Below are 16383 nucleotides of genomic sequence, written 5' to 3' on the forward strand. Positions count from 1 at the left end.
TAGTGGAAGCTCGATGGTTCGAACGGATCAATATGCCGACAATATTTTACGTGGACGACAATGGAGATGACCTCTTCTACGCCGACTATGTGCGCAAGAAGCAGCAGATCGACGTCACACTGCTGTGTTTCTCCAAGGCAGAGAGTGCCATGCAGGCGTTGGAGGAAGCATGCGTGAAGGGCGAAGGATTGCCGGATGCACTGATCGTGGACCTCTACATGCCGCTCGATAGCGGCCTCGATCTGATCGCGCGGTTGCGGGCTGACTCACGGTTTTCTCGCATCCGGCTTGGCGTCTGCACCGGCTCTGATGCAGAGGAGGATCGCAGGCGCGCGCTGGCAGCGGGCGCAGACTTCTATGCCGAGAAACCCATCGATCTCCCGGCCGTGATCGCGCAGATGAGCTGACGTTGAGAGAAAAAGCCGAGAGCGCCGAGCAACCTTAAGTTTGCCGCCACAAACACAGTCAACCCCTTGACTGAAAGGCTGGTCGGCTCTCTCCGATGCCGCGAGGGCATCGCCTTCCACATACAAGGGGTGTTGCATGCGGAAAGACAAAAGACTTGGAAGGAAATCGCGCAGCCCCTAATCCGGGAGATCGAGGTCTTGCTTCACGCTCTTCCTGCAATAGTCTTGCTAGTGGTAATAATTGTGCCGGTCCAAGACGTGTATCCTTAGATCTTGGGATACCGCCAAATCTGAGAGGCAGCAGGAGGTGCAATGAGTAGTGTCGCCGCCATTCCTTTCCATCTTGGACCGGAACTCGGTCGGGCGATCAATCGTACCGATTTCTTTCGCTTGCTGAGGGCTGCAGCGCAGCACTACCACTTTGAGTGCTTTGCTCTTGCGCGTGTTTCGGAAGCTTCACCGCCATTCAGCAGTAAGCGCTCATTTCCATGCGCCTTTTCGCGTTGAGTTCTCTGCCGCATGAAGTGTCCACTTGAAATAGGTGGACACCAAATATGAATGACGAAGAGCAGAAGCTGCGTGTGCGGTTGGTGGGGCGTGATGGTCGGCGGCGCTATGATCCAGGATCAAAGGCGCGGCTTGTTACGGCTTGCCTCCAGCCTGGTGTTTCTATATCAGGCCTTGCGCTTGGCCATGGGGTCAATGCCAACCTTCTACGCAAGTGGGTCAAGGAGGCCAGGGAGGCTGGCTTGTCGGCGGTATCTGCAAGCTCGCCGTTTATCCCGGTCGTCGCAGCAGACGGCAGCCTGCCTGTCGGGATGCGCTCGCTGGATATACCGGTCGCGTATGGTGAAGAACAACCGGCATCACTGGAGAAGACGGCCCATCTGTCAGGTTTTTCCAAAATCAGCGCGTTGCTGCCGAACGGCGTGAAGCTTTCGCTGGAATGCGGTGATGTGGATGCGTTGACGGCGATCATCGGAGCTCTGGGTCATGTTCAGACTGGGCGCTGATATCAAGGTTTACCTGCACCGCGAGCCGATCGACTTCCGGGCCGGTATCAACAGCCTTGCGGTCCTGGTGCAGGAGGTGATGGAGCTCGATCCGTTTGCGCCTGCGGTCTTTGCCTTTTGCAATCGCCGCCGTGACCGGATGAAGCTCCTGTTCTTCGATCGGTCCGGTTTTGTGATGGTGCTGAAGCGATTGTCGGAAGACCGGTTCCGATGGCCACGTCGGGAGATGATGGTGGTAACGCTGACGACCGAGCAATTACACTGGATTCTCGACGGCATTGATATCGACGCGATGGTCCGCCATCCGGTTCGGCAATACCAGATCGCCGGCTGACAGTTCTCGACGTCTGCGGTTGACGGGGCGAAACGGTTCAGATTCAAGAATCTGATGATCCGACCCGGCGAACCCACTGTTGAGGAGTTGATGGCGCGCATTGCGGCGCTGCAGGCGGAGAACCGTCAGCTCACGGAACGCGTGGTCAAGCTCGAGGAAGAACTGGTGTTGGCGCGGCTTCATCGTTTTGCGCCGAAAAGCGAAAAGCACGTGGACCGCCTCTTCGATGAAGCCGAGCAGGTTGCCGATGAAGACGACGCCGGCGGAGACAATGGGGAGGTCGTCGACCTGCCGGACACGGGCTTTGCGGCGATCGAGAAGCCAGAGGGCAAGAAACGTGGCCGCAAGCCCCTGCCGGAACATCTGCCGCGCGAGCGCGTCGAATATGACCTTGCCGACGACCAGAAGGCCTGTCCTTGCTGCCGTCACCAGATGCATCGCATGGGCGAGGCCGTCACCGAGCAGCTCCACATCGAGGTGAAGGCCAAGGTCCTGCAGAATGTGCGGCTCAAGTATGCCTGCCGCCATTGCGATCGCACCGGGATCAACACGCCTGTTGTCCTTGCGCCAATGCCCGCGCAGCCCTTGCCGGGCAGCATCGCCACGGCCTCGACGCTGGCATTTGCTCTTGTTCACAAATATGTCGATGGCACGCCGCTCTACCGCCTGGCCCAGGCCTTCGAGCGCGCCGGCGTTCCCGTCAGCCGCGGTGCTCTGGGCCATTGGGTGATCGGTTCGAGCGAGAGGCATCTCTCCCGCATCTATGACGCGCTGAAATCGCGGCTCAGGTCTCAAGCCATCATCCATGGCGACGAGACGACGGTCCAGGTGCTGAAGGAAAAGGACAGGGAGGCCACCAGCACATCATTCATGTGGGCGTATCGGAGTGGAGAGGACAGCGACGAGCCGATCGTGCTGCTCGATTATCAACCCGGCCGCGGCCAGATTTATCCGCAGGCCTTCCTCGGCGATTACCACGGCATCCTGATGAGCGATGGCTATTCCGCCTGGCGCACGCTGGCAGGGGCCACCCATCTGGGATGCATGGCGCATTCCAGGCGTCGCTTCGTCGATGCCCTCAAGGCAAGAAAGAAAGGCGGCGGTCCGCCGGAGCAGGCGCTGAAATTCTTCGAGCAGATCTACCGGATTGAAAGCCAGGCGCGCAACGCAAAGCCTGACAAGGGCGAAACGCAAGCCGATTGCATTCGCCGTTTCCGCCAGCAACACAGTGTCCCCATCCTGAATGCTCTCAAGGTATGGCTCAACGACATCGCCCCGAAGGTCTTGCCCGACAGCAAGATCGGCGATGCCGTGTCCTATACCCTAAATCAGTGGGACTACCTGACGCGCTACACAGAAGACGCCAGGATGCCGATCGACAACAACCTACTCGAGCGCGATATCAGAATTTTTGCCACTGGCAGAAAATCCTGGCTGTTCAGCGACACCGTGGACGGAGCGAGGGCCAGTGCCGTCGTCTACAGCCTAATGCTGACCTGCCGAGCTTGCGGCATCGAACCCTTGGCCTACTTGCGCCACGTGCTTACCGAACTGCCGCAGCGCGCAACAGATTCCGACATCACTGATTTGCTGCCCTTCAACTTCGCCAAAACTACCGCTGCCTGATCCGATAGGGCCGTCACAAAGCGACCCACGTCAAATGGGCCACGTCAACGCGCATGGAAATGAGCGCTTACATTCAGCACGCGCGAGATCATCATCACCAACGTTGCCGAAAGGCGCACAGCCTTGTTTCTCTACGGCATGCGTCAGGCTCTCGGACTTTTGAAGACAAAAGCCTCGCAATTTCTCGCCACGCCGCTGACCGGAAGCGGCAGTCTGCCGGAAGACTATCCGCGCGACCTCGTCCTCAACGAATTTGACAGCAACTCCTTCCTCCTCGTTCCCCTGTTCACGCCGGAGGGCAAGCGTTACTGCGTCGCTTTCAGCGGCAAGCGTGCCGAACCGGATCAGGGAGAGGTCGCCGAAGTCCTTCTCGACACGATGCGGATATTCGATAAGTTCTACGAGGAGATACTGGCGCACGAAATCTCGGGGCGCCTCACTCAACGCGAGACCGAAGTCGTGAAGTGGACGAGTGAGGGCAAAACCTCCGCGGACATCGCGATCATCCTCGGCCTTTCGGAACATACCGTCAATTCCCACATAGCGGCCGCCGTCAGGAAGCTCGACGCCGTCAACCGCGTCCACATGGTCGCGATCGCGCTCAGGATGGGGCTGGTATCGTGACTGAAGAAAGTGGAATGGCAGTCGAAACCGGCCGTAAGGCCGTCAAGGTTCTCTTCGTCGACGACGAGGTCATCGAGTTTCGATCGCTGAAAAAGAAACTCGCCACGCTGACCGAGCCGCCAGTCGCCATCGAGTATGCGCAATCGATCGACGATGCTCTAGAGAAGCTTGGCGCCGACAAGTTCGATCTGATCCTGCTCGACAATCGCCTGTTGCCGAACGCCGATTTCCGTGAGACCGTGCCGAAGCTGCGCGGCAGCGGCTATACCGGGCCGATCGGCGTCGTCTCCATGGATATCTCGGACGGTTACTTCCAGCACTTCCCGGATTATGGCGTGGATTTCCGGATCGGCAAGGACGAGATGGACGTCGAAGCCCTGCAATACATCATCCGTGAATACGTCACCTACAATGTGCCAGACGTCTGGAAAGACGACTACACGAGATGAAATTTATGTTCGCGGGGAGGGGAGGCGAATAGCAAATCGGCTTCCGCCCGCGTCCGAGCGCTCGAGACGAATGCCGCCGCCGAGCGCCCGCAACATCTCGCGCGCGGCCGTGAGGCCGAGCCCCGGACCGGCCGTCCTTCCATCCTGCGGTCGTTTCCAGAACGCGTCGAAGATCTTGTCCTGATGGGTCGGGTCGATGCCAGGGCCGTTGTCGGAAATGCGTATTGTTACATCAGCAGAATCCTGCTCCGCTTCGATCGTCACGACAGGAGGCGATGCGCTGCGATAGGCCAGCGCATTGGCGATCACGTTCGTGAGCGCGATCCTGACGATCGCGGCATCCGAAATAATTGTTGGCAAGCTGTCGTGCTGCAATGTCGCGCCTGATGCGGCGACTTCGCTCGCCATGTCGACCCAGATCTCGCGGACAAGACCATCGAGATCGATCTCGGTTGCAGTCACCTGCGGCGCGCTGCTCGCAAAGCCCATCAGAGCTTTTGTCAGCCGCTGCGCCGTCTCGGCTTTATGGAGGATGGTTTGCAGGCTTTTCAACTGGTCGCCGTCGAGCCTGTCGGCCAGGTCGTCGAGCAGGATTTCCGCGTACATCGCGATGTGGCGCAGCGGCGATTGCAGATCGTGCGAAGCGATCGCCAGGAAGCGGCGAATGCGCTCCTCGTTTTCATTTGATGCAGCCGGTTGTTCGGACGACATGCTGAAACCTCCCACCCCGCGAGAATAGAAAGAGGGCGCCGGCTGTGCAACCGGCGCCCTCGTTTCGTTTCATCTCGGCATGGTACTCAGCCAGCGGTCTTGCGCGGCTGGCCCTCTTCCGGAGGGATGATCTCCGCCGCGGCTTCCGTCGTGGCGACAGCCGCCCGGTGGCGGCGGCGCCAGTCGCCGAGGAAGAGCAGGATCGGAGCTGCAATGAAGACCGACGAAGCACCGGCAACGAGGATGCCGAAGACCATCGGAACAGCGAAGCTCTCGACCGCGCTGCCGCCCCAGATTGCCATCGGCAGCAGGGCGAGGAAGGCGGTCGCGTTGGTGTAGAGGCTTCGGGCCAGCGTCTCGTTGATCGACCGGTCGATGATCTCGCGCAGAGGCATCGACTTGTAGAGCCGCATGTTCTCACGCATGCGGTCGTAGACCACGACCTTGTCGTTCACCGAATAACCGACCAGGGTCAGGATTGCGGCGATGGCGGTGAGGTTGAAATCGAGGCCAGTCAGCGCGAAGAAGCCGATCGCCTTGGTCACGTCGAGGACGAGCGTGACGATGGCGCCGACCGCGAACGGCCATTCGAAGCGCCACCAGATGTAAAACAGCATCGCCAAGCTGGCGATGACGACCGACAGGATGCCGGCCCAGGCGAGCTCGCCGCTGACCTTCGGACCGATGACGTCGGTGCCGGTGACGGTTGCCGATGGGTCGATCTTGAGGATTTCCGCCTTCAGCTTCTCGACTGCCGCCGTCTGGGCTTCTTCACCGCCGTCCTGCCTCTGCGCGCGCACCGCCATCGTGTTGTTGTCGCCGTAGGATTGGAGGGAGACTTCGCCGAGGCCAAGGCTGTTCAAGCCCTCACGGAAGCGACCGAGATCGCTGGCGTCCTGCGTCTTCACCGACATCTGGATGCCGCCGCGGAAGTCGACGCCATAGTTGAGGCCGGGATGGATGAAGAGAACGATCGAGGCGATCGACAGGAGTGCCGAGACCGTCACGCCGAAGAATCGAGCCTTCATGAACTGGATGTGGCGGCCATAAGGGTTGAACATCATCGGTATCAGGGGACGGATGTTCAGGACCTTGAGCTTACGGCGGCGGGTGATCTCGATCATCGTCACGCGAACGAAGGCGACGGACGTGAACATCGAGATGATCAGGCCAAGCGCCATGGTCACGGCAAATCCGCGGACCGGTCCAGAGCCGAACCAGAACAGGATCGCGGCCGCGATCAGCGCCGTCATGTTGCCGTCGATGATCGTCGAATAGGCGCGGCGGAAGCCGGTGTCGATCGCGGCAAAGGCGCTCTTGCCCTTGCGTGTTTCTTCGCGGATGCGCTCGTTGATGAGAACGTTGGCGTCGACCGCAAGGCCGATGCCGAGGACGACGCCGGCGATGCCGGGCAGCGTCAGGGTCGCTCCGACAAGCGTCAGCGCCGAGAAGGTCAGGATGGTGTGGATCAGCAGCGCGAAGTTCGCGAGAAAGCCCCACGTGCCATACAGGATGAAGATGAAGGCGGCGACCAGCACGAAGCCGACGACGCCGGAATAGATGCCCTTGTTGATGGCGTCCGCGCCGAGATCGGCACCGACGGTGCGTTCTTCGATGACGGTGAGCTTGGCGGGCAGGGCGCCGGCGCGCAGCATGGCGGCAAGCGTGGTTGCGCTGTCGGCAGAGAAGCTGCCCGAGATCTGGCCGGAGCCGCCGGTGATCGGCTCGCGGATGACAGGCGCGCTCAACACGGTGTCGTCGAGAACGATGGCAAACGGATTGCCGACGTTCTGGCGGGTGATGTCCGCGAAGCGGGTTGCGCCGGCGCTGTCAAAGCGGAAGCTGACGACCGGCTCATGCGTATTCGGATCGAAGCTGACGCGGGCATCCGAGAGACGGTCGCCGGAGATTTCCACGCGGTCGAGAACCGGATAGGTGTTGCCCTTCTCGTCCTTCAGCATCGTCACGCCCGGCCCCGGAGCATTGTTCGGAGACAGCATGTGGAACGACATTTTCGCGGTCGAGCCGAGAAGCTGGCGCAGACGGGACGGGTCCTGTGCGCCCGGGAGCTGCACGAGCACGCGGTTACCGCCGATGCGCTGGATCGTCGGTTCCGCAACGCCCACCTGGTCGACGCGCTGGCGAATGACCTCGAGGCTCTGCTGGACGGCAGAATCGACGTTGCTGGCGATACCGGCCGGCGAGAAGGCGATGAGGATGTTGCCGCCGTTCGTCGTGACCGAAAGATCCGACTGGGCGGCGCTGAGGCCGGTGGCAATCGCGTTACCGAGCGTCTTCAGCTGTGCAACCGCATCATCGCTCTGTGCCGGATCGGTGAGCGTAACGACGATCTGGTTCTGGTTGCGAACGATCGACTTCGTCTGGATGTTCTTTTCACGAAGCACGCGACGGGCATCCTGCAAGAGCGATTGCAGGCGCTCGCGGGTCAGGTCCGCTTCGTCGACTTCGAGAACGAGATGCGAGCCGCCGCGAAGGTCGAGACCGAGCGAAACACGGTTGTGCGGCAACCACGAGGGCAGACGATCGAGGGTGGATTGCGGCAGTGCGTTCGGCAAAGCAATCAGAATGCCGAGGAGAATGATCACCGTATAGGTGAACACCAGCCATGGTGAATTACGCATGTTGTTGTTTATCCTTGATAACGCTTGAGCCTGCGCTCCTCGCGCAGGCGGCGTGTCTTAAAAGCGATGGAAAGCGCCGGACAGGCGCACGTTCATGCCGCGGCCGCCGGCGGGCCATGTGAATCGTAAGCCTTGGCATCGGCCGCGCGGAGCGCGGCATGGAAGGCTTCCAGCCGCTGTGGCTCGCCGGCCAAGGGCAGTTCGATGCTCGGAGCCGCGCCAAGGGCTGCGACGCCGGAATCAAACGGCGCGTATTTTGGAGCCGCCTTGCGTTCGGCCGTCAGGATGCCGCGGACGGCATCTCGGGCGCTCAACTGCAGCGGCTGGCCGTCCTTGCTGGACGAGGAAATGGAGTTCGCGCCGCGCGTGGGACCGATGACGAGGTTGCCGCCGAGCAGCAGGCCGAGATAGGCGAAAACGGCAACGAGCAGCGAGATCGCAACGCGACTGCTCATGCGGCGCGCGTCGAGCCTCATCTCGTGATCGTTGGGATTTTCAACCTCGTACCGGCTCAACGGCGCAAAAGTCTCTCATTCTTTGTCGGGAGAAGGCGTTTCCTCGGCTGCGATTGTAGCAGTGTCGGCTTCGCCTTCATAGGGCACACTGTCATGATGCACTTGGGCGAGCCGGTCAACCATGCCCATGGCGATTTCCCGTTCGCCCATGATGACGGTGTCTGCACCATATTCCTTCAGCTCGTCGACCTCGGCGTCCGAATGCGCGCGTGCGACGATCAGGATGGAAGGGTTGATGGCGCGACCCTGTTCGGCGACGCGGCAGGCCTCGAAGGCGTTGGGGATGGCCACGACAAGACTGCGGGCCCCGGCGATGTTGGCAAGGTCGAGCACCTCGCGCGACACCGCATTGCCGCTGATCGCTTCGATGCCCTGATCCCGAAGCTCGCCAATGCGCTTGTCCGAGTCCTCGATCACAAGGAAAGGGGTGCTGGACGATTTGAGGTTCTGGCCAACGATGCTGCCCACACGGCCGTAACCGACAAGGATCGCATGCCCGCGAAGCGCCGTCGGGTGTACGTCGTCCTCCTCGGCCACCGGCTCGTCAGCTGGTTCGGGTAGCTTCTCTGCCATCGGTTCGGCGACAGGCTCGTCGCGCTTGGTCCGCTCCAGCATCGGGCGCAGATGATCGCAGACGTAGAAAAGTAGCGGGTTGAGGATGATCGAGATGATCGCGCCTGCGAGGATGAGGTCGCGTCCCTCCTCAGGCAGCAGGCCAAGCGCGACACCGAGCGTTGCCAAGATGAAGGAAAATTCGCCGATCTGTCCGAGGCTTGCCGAAATCGTCAGCGCCGTGCCGACAGGCTTGCGGAATAGCAGAACGATCAGGAAGGCGGCGATCGATTTGCCGATAACGATAATGAAAACGGTGGCGAGCAGCGGCAGCGGCTTCTCGACTAGGATGTTCGGATCGAACAGCATACCGACCGAGACGAAGAAGAGAACCGCGAAGGCATCGCGAAGCGGAAGGCTTTCCTGGGCGGCACGGTGGCTGAGCTCGCTCTCGGCCAGTACCATGCCGGCAAAGAAGGCGCCGAGCGCCAGCGACACGCCGAACATCTTGGAGGCGCCAAAGGCAACGCCGAGAGCGATCGCAAGGACGCCAAGGCGGAAGAGTTCACGGGATCCGGTGTGAGCGATGCGGTGCATCGTCCAGGGAATGATACGCCGCCCGAAAACCAGCATCAGCCCGACGAACACTGCGACCTTGATCAGGGTCATGACGATGATGCCGCCGATGCCGAGGTCGAGGCCGAAGAGCCGGCCCACTGCGGCGGAAAGAGGCTCGACCGTCGCGTGCTCCCCGCCGCCGAGGCTGGCAGCCGCCGGGATGAGGACGAGCGCCAGAACCATGGCGAGGTCCTCGACGATCAGCCAGCCGACCGCGATCTTGCCGCGATCGGTCTCGACCAGCCGCCGCTCCTGCAGTGCCTTCAAGAGGACGACTGTCGAAGCGACGGAGAGAGCGAGTCCGAAGACGAGGCTCCCTCCCGTCGGCCATCCCATGAGCGCACCCAGTCCCCAACCGAGCAGCGTCGCAAATGCAATCTGCGCAACGGCGCCCGGAACCGCGATGCCACGGACGGAGAGCAGGTCTTTCAGAGAGAAGTGCAGCCCGACACCGAACATGAGAAGGATGACGCCGATTTCGGCGAGTTCAGGTGCAAGGCTCTGATCGGCAACGTAGCCGGGCGTATGCGGACCGACGAGCACGCCAGCGACGAGGTATCCGACCAAGGGGGGCATTCGAAGCCTGTTGGCAAGCGCGCCGAGGATGAACGCAAGCACGAGGCCTCCGACGATTGTCGAAATCAAAGGCGTATCGTGCGGCATCACTTTCTCCCGAACTGGAAATCCCGTTTAAAACATGACATATATGACCTATATCAACCAATATGGGTGGTTTGGCAGTATGGGTCAAGGCGCAAAGGAAACAATTCTGACCCCGGCATTGTGCCGGGCCGCTCGCGGATTGCTTGACTGGACGCAGCTCGAGCTCGCCGAGCATGCGGCCGTGTCGCGCAGTACCATCCGTGACTATGAAGGAAAACACCACGAAATTCATCGAGCAACCGAGGCGCAGCTGCGTCTCGCGTTCGAAAAAGGCGGTGTCGTATTTGTGGAGGTTGAAGGGATGGGAACATGTCTTGGCCTCCCATCCGCGACGAGGTGACGGTCTACTTACCGGCGAGGCAGGCCGGCGAAATCCTGTAGGAAAAGATCGTCTTGCCGCGGTAGTAGCCTTCCGTTGGCCGCCAGCTCTGGACTAGTGCCGCGCCACAGAGATTATGACTCTTTGACGGGGTAAGCTTTGCGGAGCTTTTGGCGGGCTTTTTCGGTTGTGAACATCCATTGGATCTTTGCGCCATTAGCGTTGCGTTGCTGCTCCCAGGCTGCGACTTCGGCGATTATGGTGTCTTTATTGTCGATACGACGGTCGAGGCATTGGCTGCGCAGGACACCGATCTCGATCTCGACCATGTTGAGCCAACTGGCGTGCTTGGGCGTGTGGTGGAACTCCAGTCGCTTCAGCACCCTTCGAGCCTCCGGGGCTGGAAATGCGTCGTAAAGCGCCCCGGCGGAATGGGTGGAGAGGTTGTCCATCACCACGCGGATGATCGGGGCGTCGGGATAATCGACGTCGACCAGTTCGCGCATGCACTGGGCGAAGTCTTGGTTGGTTCGCCGATCGGTGACCTTCACCCTGCGCCAGGGCTGGTGGGCGTCCATGAAGACAAACAGATTGACCGTGCCGTTTCGGCGATACTCGCAGTCGTAGCGTTCAAGCTGGCCAGGCTTGGCCGCAATGGGCTCGCGCACTTCGCCGATGAGTTGGGTCGGGCTCTCGTCGAAGCAGACCACGGGCCTTTGTGGATCAGGCGTCTCTGCGTAGAGGTCGAGAACATCCTCCATGCGCGCGACGTATTCCCCATCGAGCTTTGGGATGCACCACATGTCTTTGCGCCAAGGTTTGAGATGATTCTCAGCCAGCCGGCGACGTACGGTCTCCGAGGACAACTCGTCATGATCGGTGAGTCGGACCATCTCATCGGCCAGAAGCTCCAGGGTCCAGCGGGCTCGCCCGGGCGGCGGCTTTGAGCAGGCGGTCGCCACCAACAGCGCCTCCTCCTTGCTCGATAGCTTGCGCTCAACACCCGGGCGCGGTTCTTCACTGAGCGCGCCTTCCAGATTGGCTTCCACAAACCGGCGCTTGGTCCGGTAAATCGTCGATCCGCTGACGTTCAAGGTTGCCGCGATCACCTCGTCGCTGAAGCCTTCGTCCGCCGCCACCAGGATCTGGGCGCGCTTGATCTTGCGCGACGCATGGCGTCCCCCGCTCAACAAAACGGCCAGTTGATCACGTTCCGATTGGCTAAGCTCTACGTGAAACTTTATATTCATCGACACCTCCTTCAGCGCGGAGACGCAGATGAATCCGAAAATGAGTCCCTCACTTGACCCGCAAGCCGCAACGGCAAGACATGGCCTTACGCAAGTCCAAGGCCAGTACCTGGCCTTCATCTACGCCTACAGCCGCATCTTCAAACAGCCTCCGGCCGAAGCCGACATGCGTCGCCACTTCGCCGTTACGGCTCCGTCTGTTCACCAGATGGTGCTGACCCTCGAGAAGGCAGGATTTATATCCCGCGTGCCAGGCGCAGCACGCAGCATCCAACTTCTCATCCCACCAGAAGACTTGCCCATTCTACGATAACCCAACCCGTCATAATCTCTGTGGCGCGGTACTAGCTCAGGCGATTGCACGCAGTCTACCGGATGCATCGTCACAAAAAGGACGCTGTCTGTGATATCGCCCGGCAGGGAAAACGTCTGCTCGTAATAGTTGTCGGGCGCGCCGGCAGGCGGCTTGGCATAGATCCGGACAGGATCGTTTCGCAGCGTGTGGAACATGTCAGCCAGGAGATCGCGGCTGTCGCTGACGATGATCGAGGTGGCCGACCGCCGTGCGAGCTCACCTGCCTCGCGACTGATCGCGCTGCGACCAAGATAGCGCTTCATGATCTCGTTTCCGTTCGGCAGAACGAGCTGGTGCGCAAAGACCGCAGCCAGAGGAAACAGGAAGCTGGCCGTACCATTTATAGCAAGCGAAAGGCGCAAGCCTTTTGGCCAGAGGCGGTGAAGCAGCCATACGGCGAGAATCGTTCCCGCACTATAGGCGGTCACACCCCAATTGGCATAGGCTTTGGCGACCAGCGCCTGAAGCGTGATCAGCAGAACGACGGGGATTGACAGCCAGATCAGCAGCGCCTCTCGTTCATTGTTCTTACCCTTGAAGGCGCGCGCGACGGCCCAGAGCATCGCAAAGAAAACGATTGGCCCGACGACGCCGAATTGCGCCGCGAAGAATTCGAGACCCCCGGCGACGTCGATACCGAGCTTGCTCCAATGTGCAATGTTCGTGGTGTGACGGATGGTCGTGCCGTCGTGGGCAAGATTCCACCAGAAATTCGGCGCAGCGACGGCAAGTGCGACGATGACGGATATGAAAAAATGGCGCCAGGCTATGCGCGCGCTTGGAAGCAGAATGAGCGCGATCAGCCCACCGGGGACGACGAAGAGGATCGCGTATTTCGAGAGGAACGCGCAGCCGAAGGCAAATCCCATGAGGATGGCGAGACTTGCAGAGGGCTTCGCTATCAGGCCGAAATAGGCCCATAGCGCAACAGTCAGGAAAAAGAGAAGCACGACATCGGTGGAAAAGAACGCCGATGACAGCGCAACGCCCGGCAGTGTGATGAAGGTGACGCCGGTCCACCCTTCGATGTCAGGCCCGACAAAGCGCTTGGCCGTCTTCATGAGCATGATCGAAGTCGCCATGTGGATCAGCGGTCCGCCAACCCTGATCCAATAGATCGATGTCGATCCCGCGAGCTCCGTCATCGCCCGAATGACCCAGGCGATCATCGGCGGCTTTGAATAGTAGCCGAAATCAAGATTCTGCGACCAGAACCAGTATTGCGCCTCATCGACGAACAGATCGGTCGTGTCGAAATGAAGGGTGATGACTCGCCAGAGTGTCACGCCAAGGATGATGAAGAGGCCAAGTCTGGCAGACATGAACGGAAATTCCGCTGAACTCAAACGCTGTAGAGCCGAAGGTTAGCGCCCTGGCGAACCGGGCGTGTTATTGCCTGGTTGCGAAGAATCAAAGAACGCGCAGGGCAACCTGGCCGCGGGTCGCTTCGATCTGGTCAAGCAGCGTAACGGCTACGAGAACAGCAATTGCGAGGAAGCACGACCCCAATCCAAGAACAATCATTGCCCAATCCTTCTGACGTCATGTCACGGTTATTTCTGGGCGTATAACACAAAGCTTGCGTCGGACTTGTAGCAGCGCTGCAACGCAAGCCCAGTAATTCGTAGATGGTTATTAGGGCCTGCTGGAAAGTCGGCATTCATAAAATACGCATTAACCTTCAGGCAAGGAATTAACCATAAACATTGCATGACACGTCGGAATGGGAAAACTCACTCGTTCCCACCAGGCATGACGCCGCCCCGCCGTACCGGTCGATCCGGAATCCATCTCATCAAGCAGCTCCGAAGCAGAATCTACTGATCGGGAGGCTTCAGGCCGCCGGCTGCCGCCGGAGGCAAGCCACCCATCGGCAGCATGCCTGCCGCGCGGAGCAACAGATTTAATGACGGGCATACGCCCGGCATGTGGTTGGGGACAGGCGTTGGGGCAGGAAATGCCATCAGATCAGGCTCGAGGAGCGCAGGCAGGCAGCTTGCGTGACCGGTTGCGCTTTGCCGGGCTCGACGCCGAGCACTGTGATTTGGTCCGGCGCCACCGTGTCGATCTTCAGCAGCATCTCGCCGCCGGCCTGCGCGATCTTTTCCAGCGTTTTCAATCGTTTCCCGACGCAGCGCGCAACTTCGAGAGTGAGCGTCAGGTCGAGCGGCTTCACGACTTGCAGGCCTCGCACTGGGACGTTTTGACCGATGCGCGTTTCGACAGCCTCTATGCCGAGCGCGTCAAGGTTCTCTCAGATTCCGAAAGCAAGATGGGCCTCGACCCGCGCTGGCATGTCGCGGGTCACGGGTCGTTCTCGAGCACGTCATCGGCGGCCTTGCGACCGAACTGGCGGGTCGCTCCTTCCTGCCGAGCAGTCGTCGTCGGGCCAATGAAATCTCCGACCTGATGTCGGCGATCATTCGTCTCGTGATGGTGGATGTCGAGATTGCCGTCTCTTTGCGTTTCAATGCCTTGCGTGCTGCCCAGCAGCGCGCGCTCGCCGATCGGCGCAACAATGACAAGGCGGACATCGCGCACGTTTTCGCCGATGTGATCAACGGTCTTGCCGCCCGCGACCTCACTGTTCGAGCAGCCGTTGAGGAAGACGGCGCCCACCGGGACATCGCGCAGGCGCTGAACGGCGCGCTCGATGTCGTCCAGTCCGAATTTCAGGCGATCGCCGAAAAGACAGCGGCGGCTGGAACGTCCGTGCAGACGCTTGGTGATGCCTCGAAGCAATTTGCCGGCAATGCATCCATCCATGCCCAGCAGCTGCTCTCCTCCGCCGCCGCCCTTGCCGACCTCTCGCAAAGCGTCCGCCACGGTGCCGCAGGCAGCCGTGCTGCAGAGCAGGCTGCCGCCTCGACGCGCACCGCGGCGGAAGAAAGCGGCCAGGTGGTTGGACGCGCGATTGCCGCCATGGCGGATATCGAGCAGTCCGCCGAAAGAATCGGCCAAATCATCGGGGCGATCGACGAGATCGCCTTCCAGACCAATCTCTTAGCGCTCAACGCCGGCATTGAAGCCGCCCGCGCAGGTGATTCGGGACGTGGATTTGCCGTCGTGGCACAAGAGGTGCGCGCCTTGGCGCAGCGTTCCGCTGACGCTGCGCGCGAGATCAAGACGCTTGTGAGCGCCACCAAATCGCAGGTGGATGCCGGCGTGCAGATGGTTGGACGTACTCAGGATTCGATCGGCAGCATCGTTCGTCAGGTCAGTGAGATCAACACGGCGATCGCGGCGGTCGCAACTCAGGCAAGCCAGCATGCCGCGAACCTCGATGTCGTGACGGCCGAGGTCAAGGGCCTTGGCGTGCAGATGACCGACAACGCCGCTTGCGCATCGCGTTCTGCCGAAGGTGTGGACGACCTGCACGCCGTCATCGTCGAACTTGGCCAGACGATCCGCGAATTTCGCGTTGCCCGGCTGAACGCCGAGACCGCGCGCCCCGCGCAGCTGTTGTCCCCGGCCGTCGATGTCAGGCGCTCTGCCGATGTCGTGGTTGACGACGAGGATTTCGGATTTGTGCAGCCCGTCGCCTCGGTCGGAGGGCGGATTGTTTACTAACGAACCGGTATATGAGCCATGCTCACATTCGTTGAGCGGGAACTAAGAGACAAGGAAGAGCTGATGGCGGCAAGGAAAACTGGGAAGACGCTGAACCTGTCAGCGGTGCTTGATCTGAACGAAGCGACCGCGCTTCGCGACAAGCTTGCTTCGTTGCGCGGCAACGATCTGGCCATCGATGCCTCTGCAGTCGAACGCGTTGGTGCACTGAGCGCGCAGGTCCTTATGGCCGCGGCCAAGACCTGGGACCAGGACAAGCTCGCCTTTACGTTCAGCAAGGCTTCGGACGCATTTCAGAAAACCATGCAACTGATTGGTGTCGATATCCACCATCTGCTCGCTAAGGAGATCCGGCAATGAAGAAAAAAGTGCTTACCGTGGACGATTCACGGACCATTCGGAACATGCTTCTCGTGACGCTCAACAATGCGGGCTTCGAGACGATCCAGGCCGAAGACGGCGTCGAAGGCCTCGAGGTTCTGGAAGAATCCAATCCCGACGTCATCGTCACCGACATCAACATGCCGCGCCTCGACGGTTTCGGCTTCATCGAAGGCGTTCGCCGCAACGACAAATATCGCGCGATCCCGATTCTGGTCCTGACAACCGAAAGCGATGCGGAAAAGAAGAACCGCGCGCGCCAGGCAGGTGCCACCGGCTGGATCGTCAAGCCTTTCGACCCTGCCAAGCTGATCGATGCCATTGAGCGCGTAACCGCTTAAACCCAGGATTTTC

At 60.4% G+C, this 16383-nt stretch carries 15 protein-coding genes and 3 pseudogenes; 12 read left to right on the forward strand and 6 right to left on the reverse strand.

What is annotated here, in order from left to right:
* The first annotated feature begins 32 nt into the window (after positions 1–32).
* The 7 genes and pseudogenes from WGT02_RS04705 (at position 33) to WGT02_RS04735 (ending at position 4453) form a co-directional block, all read left to right on the forward strand.
* Complete coding sequence (locus WGT02_RS04705) at positions 33–407, forward strand: response regulator (protein WP_024313053.1); 375 nt, start codon at positions 33–35, stop codon at positions 405–407.
* Between the two features lie 312 nt (positions 408–719).
* Positions 720–884, forward strand: a pseudogene (locus tag WGT02_RS04710) (helix-turn-helix transcriptional regulator); the annotation flags it as partial.
* A 77-nt stretch (positions 885–961) separates the two neighbouring features.
* Positions 962–1420 (forward strand): transposase, encoded by a 459-nt coding sequence (locus WGT02_RS04715; protein WP_208245161.1) that lies wholly within the window; start codon positions 962–964, stop codon positions 1418–1420.
* Positions 1401–1754: an IS66 family insertion sequence element accessory protein TnpB gene (gene tnpB, locus WGT02_RS04720; RefSeq protein WP_208245162.1), complete on the forward strand. Its 354-nt coding sequence runs from the start codon at positions 1401–1403 to the stop codon at positions 1752–1754. Before WGT02_RS04715 ends, tnpB begins: the two co-directional genes overlap by 20 nt.
* 54 nt (positions 1755–1808) lie before the next feature.
* Positions 1809–3380: an IS66 family transposase gene (locus WGT02_RS04725; RefSeq protein ID WP_208245164.1), complete on the forward strand. Its 1572-nt coding sequence runs from the start codon at positions 1809–1811 to the stop codon at positions 3378–3380.
* A 72-nt stretch (positions 3381–3452) separates the two neighbouring features.
* Positions 3453–4004, forward strand: a pseudogene (locus WGT02_RS04730) (response regulator transcription factor); the annotation flags it as partial.
* A gap of 14 nt (positions 4005–4018) precedes the next feature.
* On the forward strand, positions 4019–4453 hold the full coding sequence (locus WGT02_RS04735; RefSeq protein ID WP_024313051.1) for a response regulator: 435 nt from the start codon (positions 4019–4021) through the stop codon (positions 4451–4453).
* Between the two features lie 3 nt (positions 4454–4456).
* On the opposite strand, the gene WGT02_RS04740 is transcribed toward WGT02_RS04735, so the two are convergent.
* The 4 genes from WGT02_RS04740 to ybaL all read right to left on the reverse strand — a co-directional run bounded on the left by WGT02_RS04740 (position 4457) and on the right by ybaL (position 10154).
* Positions 4457–5164, reverse strand: a complete 708-nt coding sequence (locus WGT02_RS04740) for an ATP-binding protein (RefSeq protein ID WP_024313050.1) — start codon at positions 5162–5164, stop codon at positions 4457–4459.
* Between the two features lie 86 nt (positions 5165–5250).
* A complete protein-coding gene (gene secD / locus WGT02_RS04745; RefSeq protein WP_208248852.1) occupies positions 5251–7806 on the reverse strand; it encodes a protein translocase subunit SecD in 2556 nt (851 codons plus the stop codon).
* A 92-nt stretch (positions 7807–7898) separates the two neighbouring features.
* The gene (locus WGT02_RS04750; protein WP_024313048.1) at positions 7899–8282 is read right to left on the reverse strand and encodes a hypothetical protein; all 384 of its coding nucleotides are present in this window, start codon (positions 8280–8282) and stop codon (positions 7899–7901) included.
* A gap of 54 nt (positions 8283–8336) precedes the next feature.
* Entirely contained in the window at positions 8337–10154 is a 1818-nt protein-coding gene (gene ybaL, locus WGT02_RS04755) for a YbaL family putative K(+) efflux transporter (RefSeq protein ID WP_208248849.1), read from the reverse strand.
* 34 nt (positions 10155–10188) lie between these two features.
* On the opposite strand from ybaL, the gene WGT02_RS04760 reads away from it, so the two are divergent.
* On the forward strand, positions 10189–10494 hold the full coding sequence (locus WGT02_RS04760; protein ID WP_024313046.1) for a DNA-binding transcriptional regulator: 306 nt from the start codon (positions 10189–10191) through the stop codon (positions 10492–10494).
* 113 nt (positions 10495–10607) lie between these two features.
* Here the strand turns inward: WGT02_RS04760 and WGT02_RS04765 are convergent, their stop codons facing one another.
* Positions 10608–11723, reverse strand: coding sequence for an IS630 family transposase (locus tag WGT02_RS04765; RefSeq protein WP_208245192.1), 1116 nt, complete (start codon positions 11721–11723; stop codon positions 10608–10610).
* 28 nt (positions 11724–11751) lie between these two features.
* Between WGT02_RS04765 and WGT02_RS04770 the strand changes: the two genes are divergently transcribed.
* On the forward strand, positions 11752–12036 hold the full coding sequence (locus WGT02_RS04770; protein ID WP_225039569.1) for a LexA family transcriptional regulator: 285 nt from the start codon (positions 11752–11754) through the stop codon (positions 12034–12036).
* Here the strand turns inward: WGT02_RS04770 and WGT02_RS04775 are convergent.
* The gene (locus WGT02_RS04775) at positions 11925–13400 is read right to left on the reverse strand and encodes a glycosyltransferase family 39 protein (protein ID WP_225039575.1); all 1476 of its coding nucleotides are present in this window, start codon (positions 13398–13400) and stop codon (positions 11925–11927) included. The genes WGT02_RS04770 and WGT02_RS04775 overlap by 112 nt on opposite strands.
* 635 nt (positions 13401–14035) lie before the next feature.
* Between WGT02_RS04775 and WGT02_RS04780 the strand changes: the two are divergent.
* From WGT02_RS04780 to cheY1, 3 genes and pseudogenes are all read left to right on the forward strand, one after another.
* Positions 14036–15648: pseudogene (locus tag WGT02_RS04780) on the forward strand (methyl-accepting chemotaxis protein).
* Between the two features lie 63 nt (positions 15649–15711).
* On the forward strand, positions 15712–16008 hold the full coding sequence (locus WGT02_RS04785) for an STAS domain-containing protein (protein ID WP_024313043.1): 297 nt from the start codon (positions 15712–15714) through the stop codon (positions 16006–16008).
* Positions 16005–16370 (forward strand): chemotaxis response regulator CheY1, encoded by a 366-nt coding sequence (gene cheY1, locus WGT02_RS04790; RefSeq protein ID WP_007530053.1) that lies wholly within the window; start codon positions 16005–16007, stop codon positions 16368–16370. Before WGT02_RS04785 ends, cheY1 begins: the two co-directional genes overlap by 4 nt.
* The last annotated feature ends 13 nt before the right edge of the window (positions 16371–16383 follow it).

The sequence above is a fragment of the Rhizobium sp. T1470 genome (assembly GCF_042140505.1).
GTDB classification, from domain to species: domain Bacteria; phylum Pseudomonadota; class Alphaproteobacteria; order Rhizobiales; family Rhizobiaceae; genus Rhizobium; species Rhizobium favelukesii.

What these genes read in the sequence shown, in the direction of transcription:
- cheY1 (WP_007530053.1), top strand. Translation starts at nt 16,005, where the DNA reads ATGAAGAAAAAAGTGCTTACCGTGGACGATTCACGGACCATTCGGAAC.
- WGT02_RS04785 (WP_024313043.1), top strand. Translation starts at nt 15,712, where the DNA reads ATGGCGGCAAGGAAAACTGGGAAGACGCTGAACCTGTCAGCGGTGCTT.
- WGT02_RS04750 (WP_024313048.1), bottom strand. Translation starts at nt 8,282, where the DNA reads ATGAGGCTCGACGCGCGCCGCATGAGCAGTCGCGTTGCGATCTCGCTG.
- WGT02_RS04725 (WP_208245164.1), top strand. Translation starts at nt 1,809, where the DNA reads ATGATCCGACCCGGCGAACCCACTGTTGAGGAGTTGATGGCGCGCATT.
- WGT02_RS04735 (WP_024313051.1), top strand. Translation starts at nt 4,019, where the DNA reads ATGGCAGTCGAAACCGGCCGTAAGGCCGTCAAGGTTCTCTTCGTCGAC.
- secD (WP_208248852.1), bottom strand. Translation starts at nt 7,806, where the DNA reads ATGCGTAATTCACCATGGCTGGTGTTCACCTATACGGTGATCATTCTC.
- WGT02_RS04740 (WP_024313050.1), bottom strand. Translation starts at nt 5,164, where the DNA reads ATGTCGTCCGAACAACCGGCTGCATCAAATGAAAACGAGGAGCGCATT.
- ybaL (WP_208248849.1), bottom strand. Translation starts at nt 10,154, where the DNA reads ATGCCGCACGATACGCCTTTGATTTCGACAATCGTCGGAGGCCTCGTG.
- WGT02_RS04760 (WP_024313046.1), top strand. Translation starts at nt 10,189, where the DNA reads ATGACATATATGACCTATATCAACCAATATGGGTGGTTTGGCAGTATG.
- WGT02_RS04775 (WP_225039575.1), bottom strand. Translation starts at nt 13,400, where the DNA reads ATGTCTGCCAGACTTGGCCTCTTCATCATCCTTGGCGTGACACTCTGG.
- WGT02_RS04770 (WP_225039569.1), top strand. Translation starts at nt 11,752, where the DNA reads ATGAATCCGAAAATGAGTCCCTCACTTGACCCGCAAGCCGCAACGGCA.
- WGT02_RS04715 (WP_208245161.1), top strand. Translation starts at nt 962, where the DNA reads ATGAATGACGAAGAGCAGAAGCTGCGTGTGCGGTTGGTGGGGCGTGAT.
- WGT02_RS04705 (WP_024313053.1), top strand. Translation starts at nt 33, where the DNA reads ATGCCGACAATATTTTACGTGGACGACAATGGAGATGACCTCTTCTAC.
- WGT02_RS04765 (WP_208245192.1), bottom strand. Translation starts at nt 11,723, where the DNA reads ATGAATATAAAGTTTCACGTAGAGCTTAGCCAATCGGAACGTGATCAA.
- tnpB (WP_208245162.1), top strand. Translation starts at nt 1,401, where the DNA reads ATGTTCAGACTGGGCGCTGATATCAAGGTTTACCTGCACCGCGAGCCG.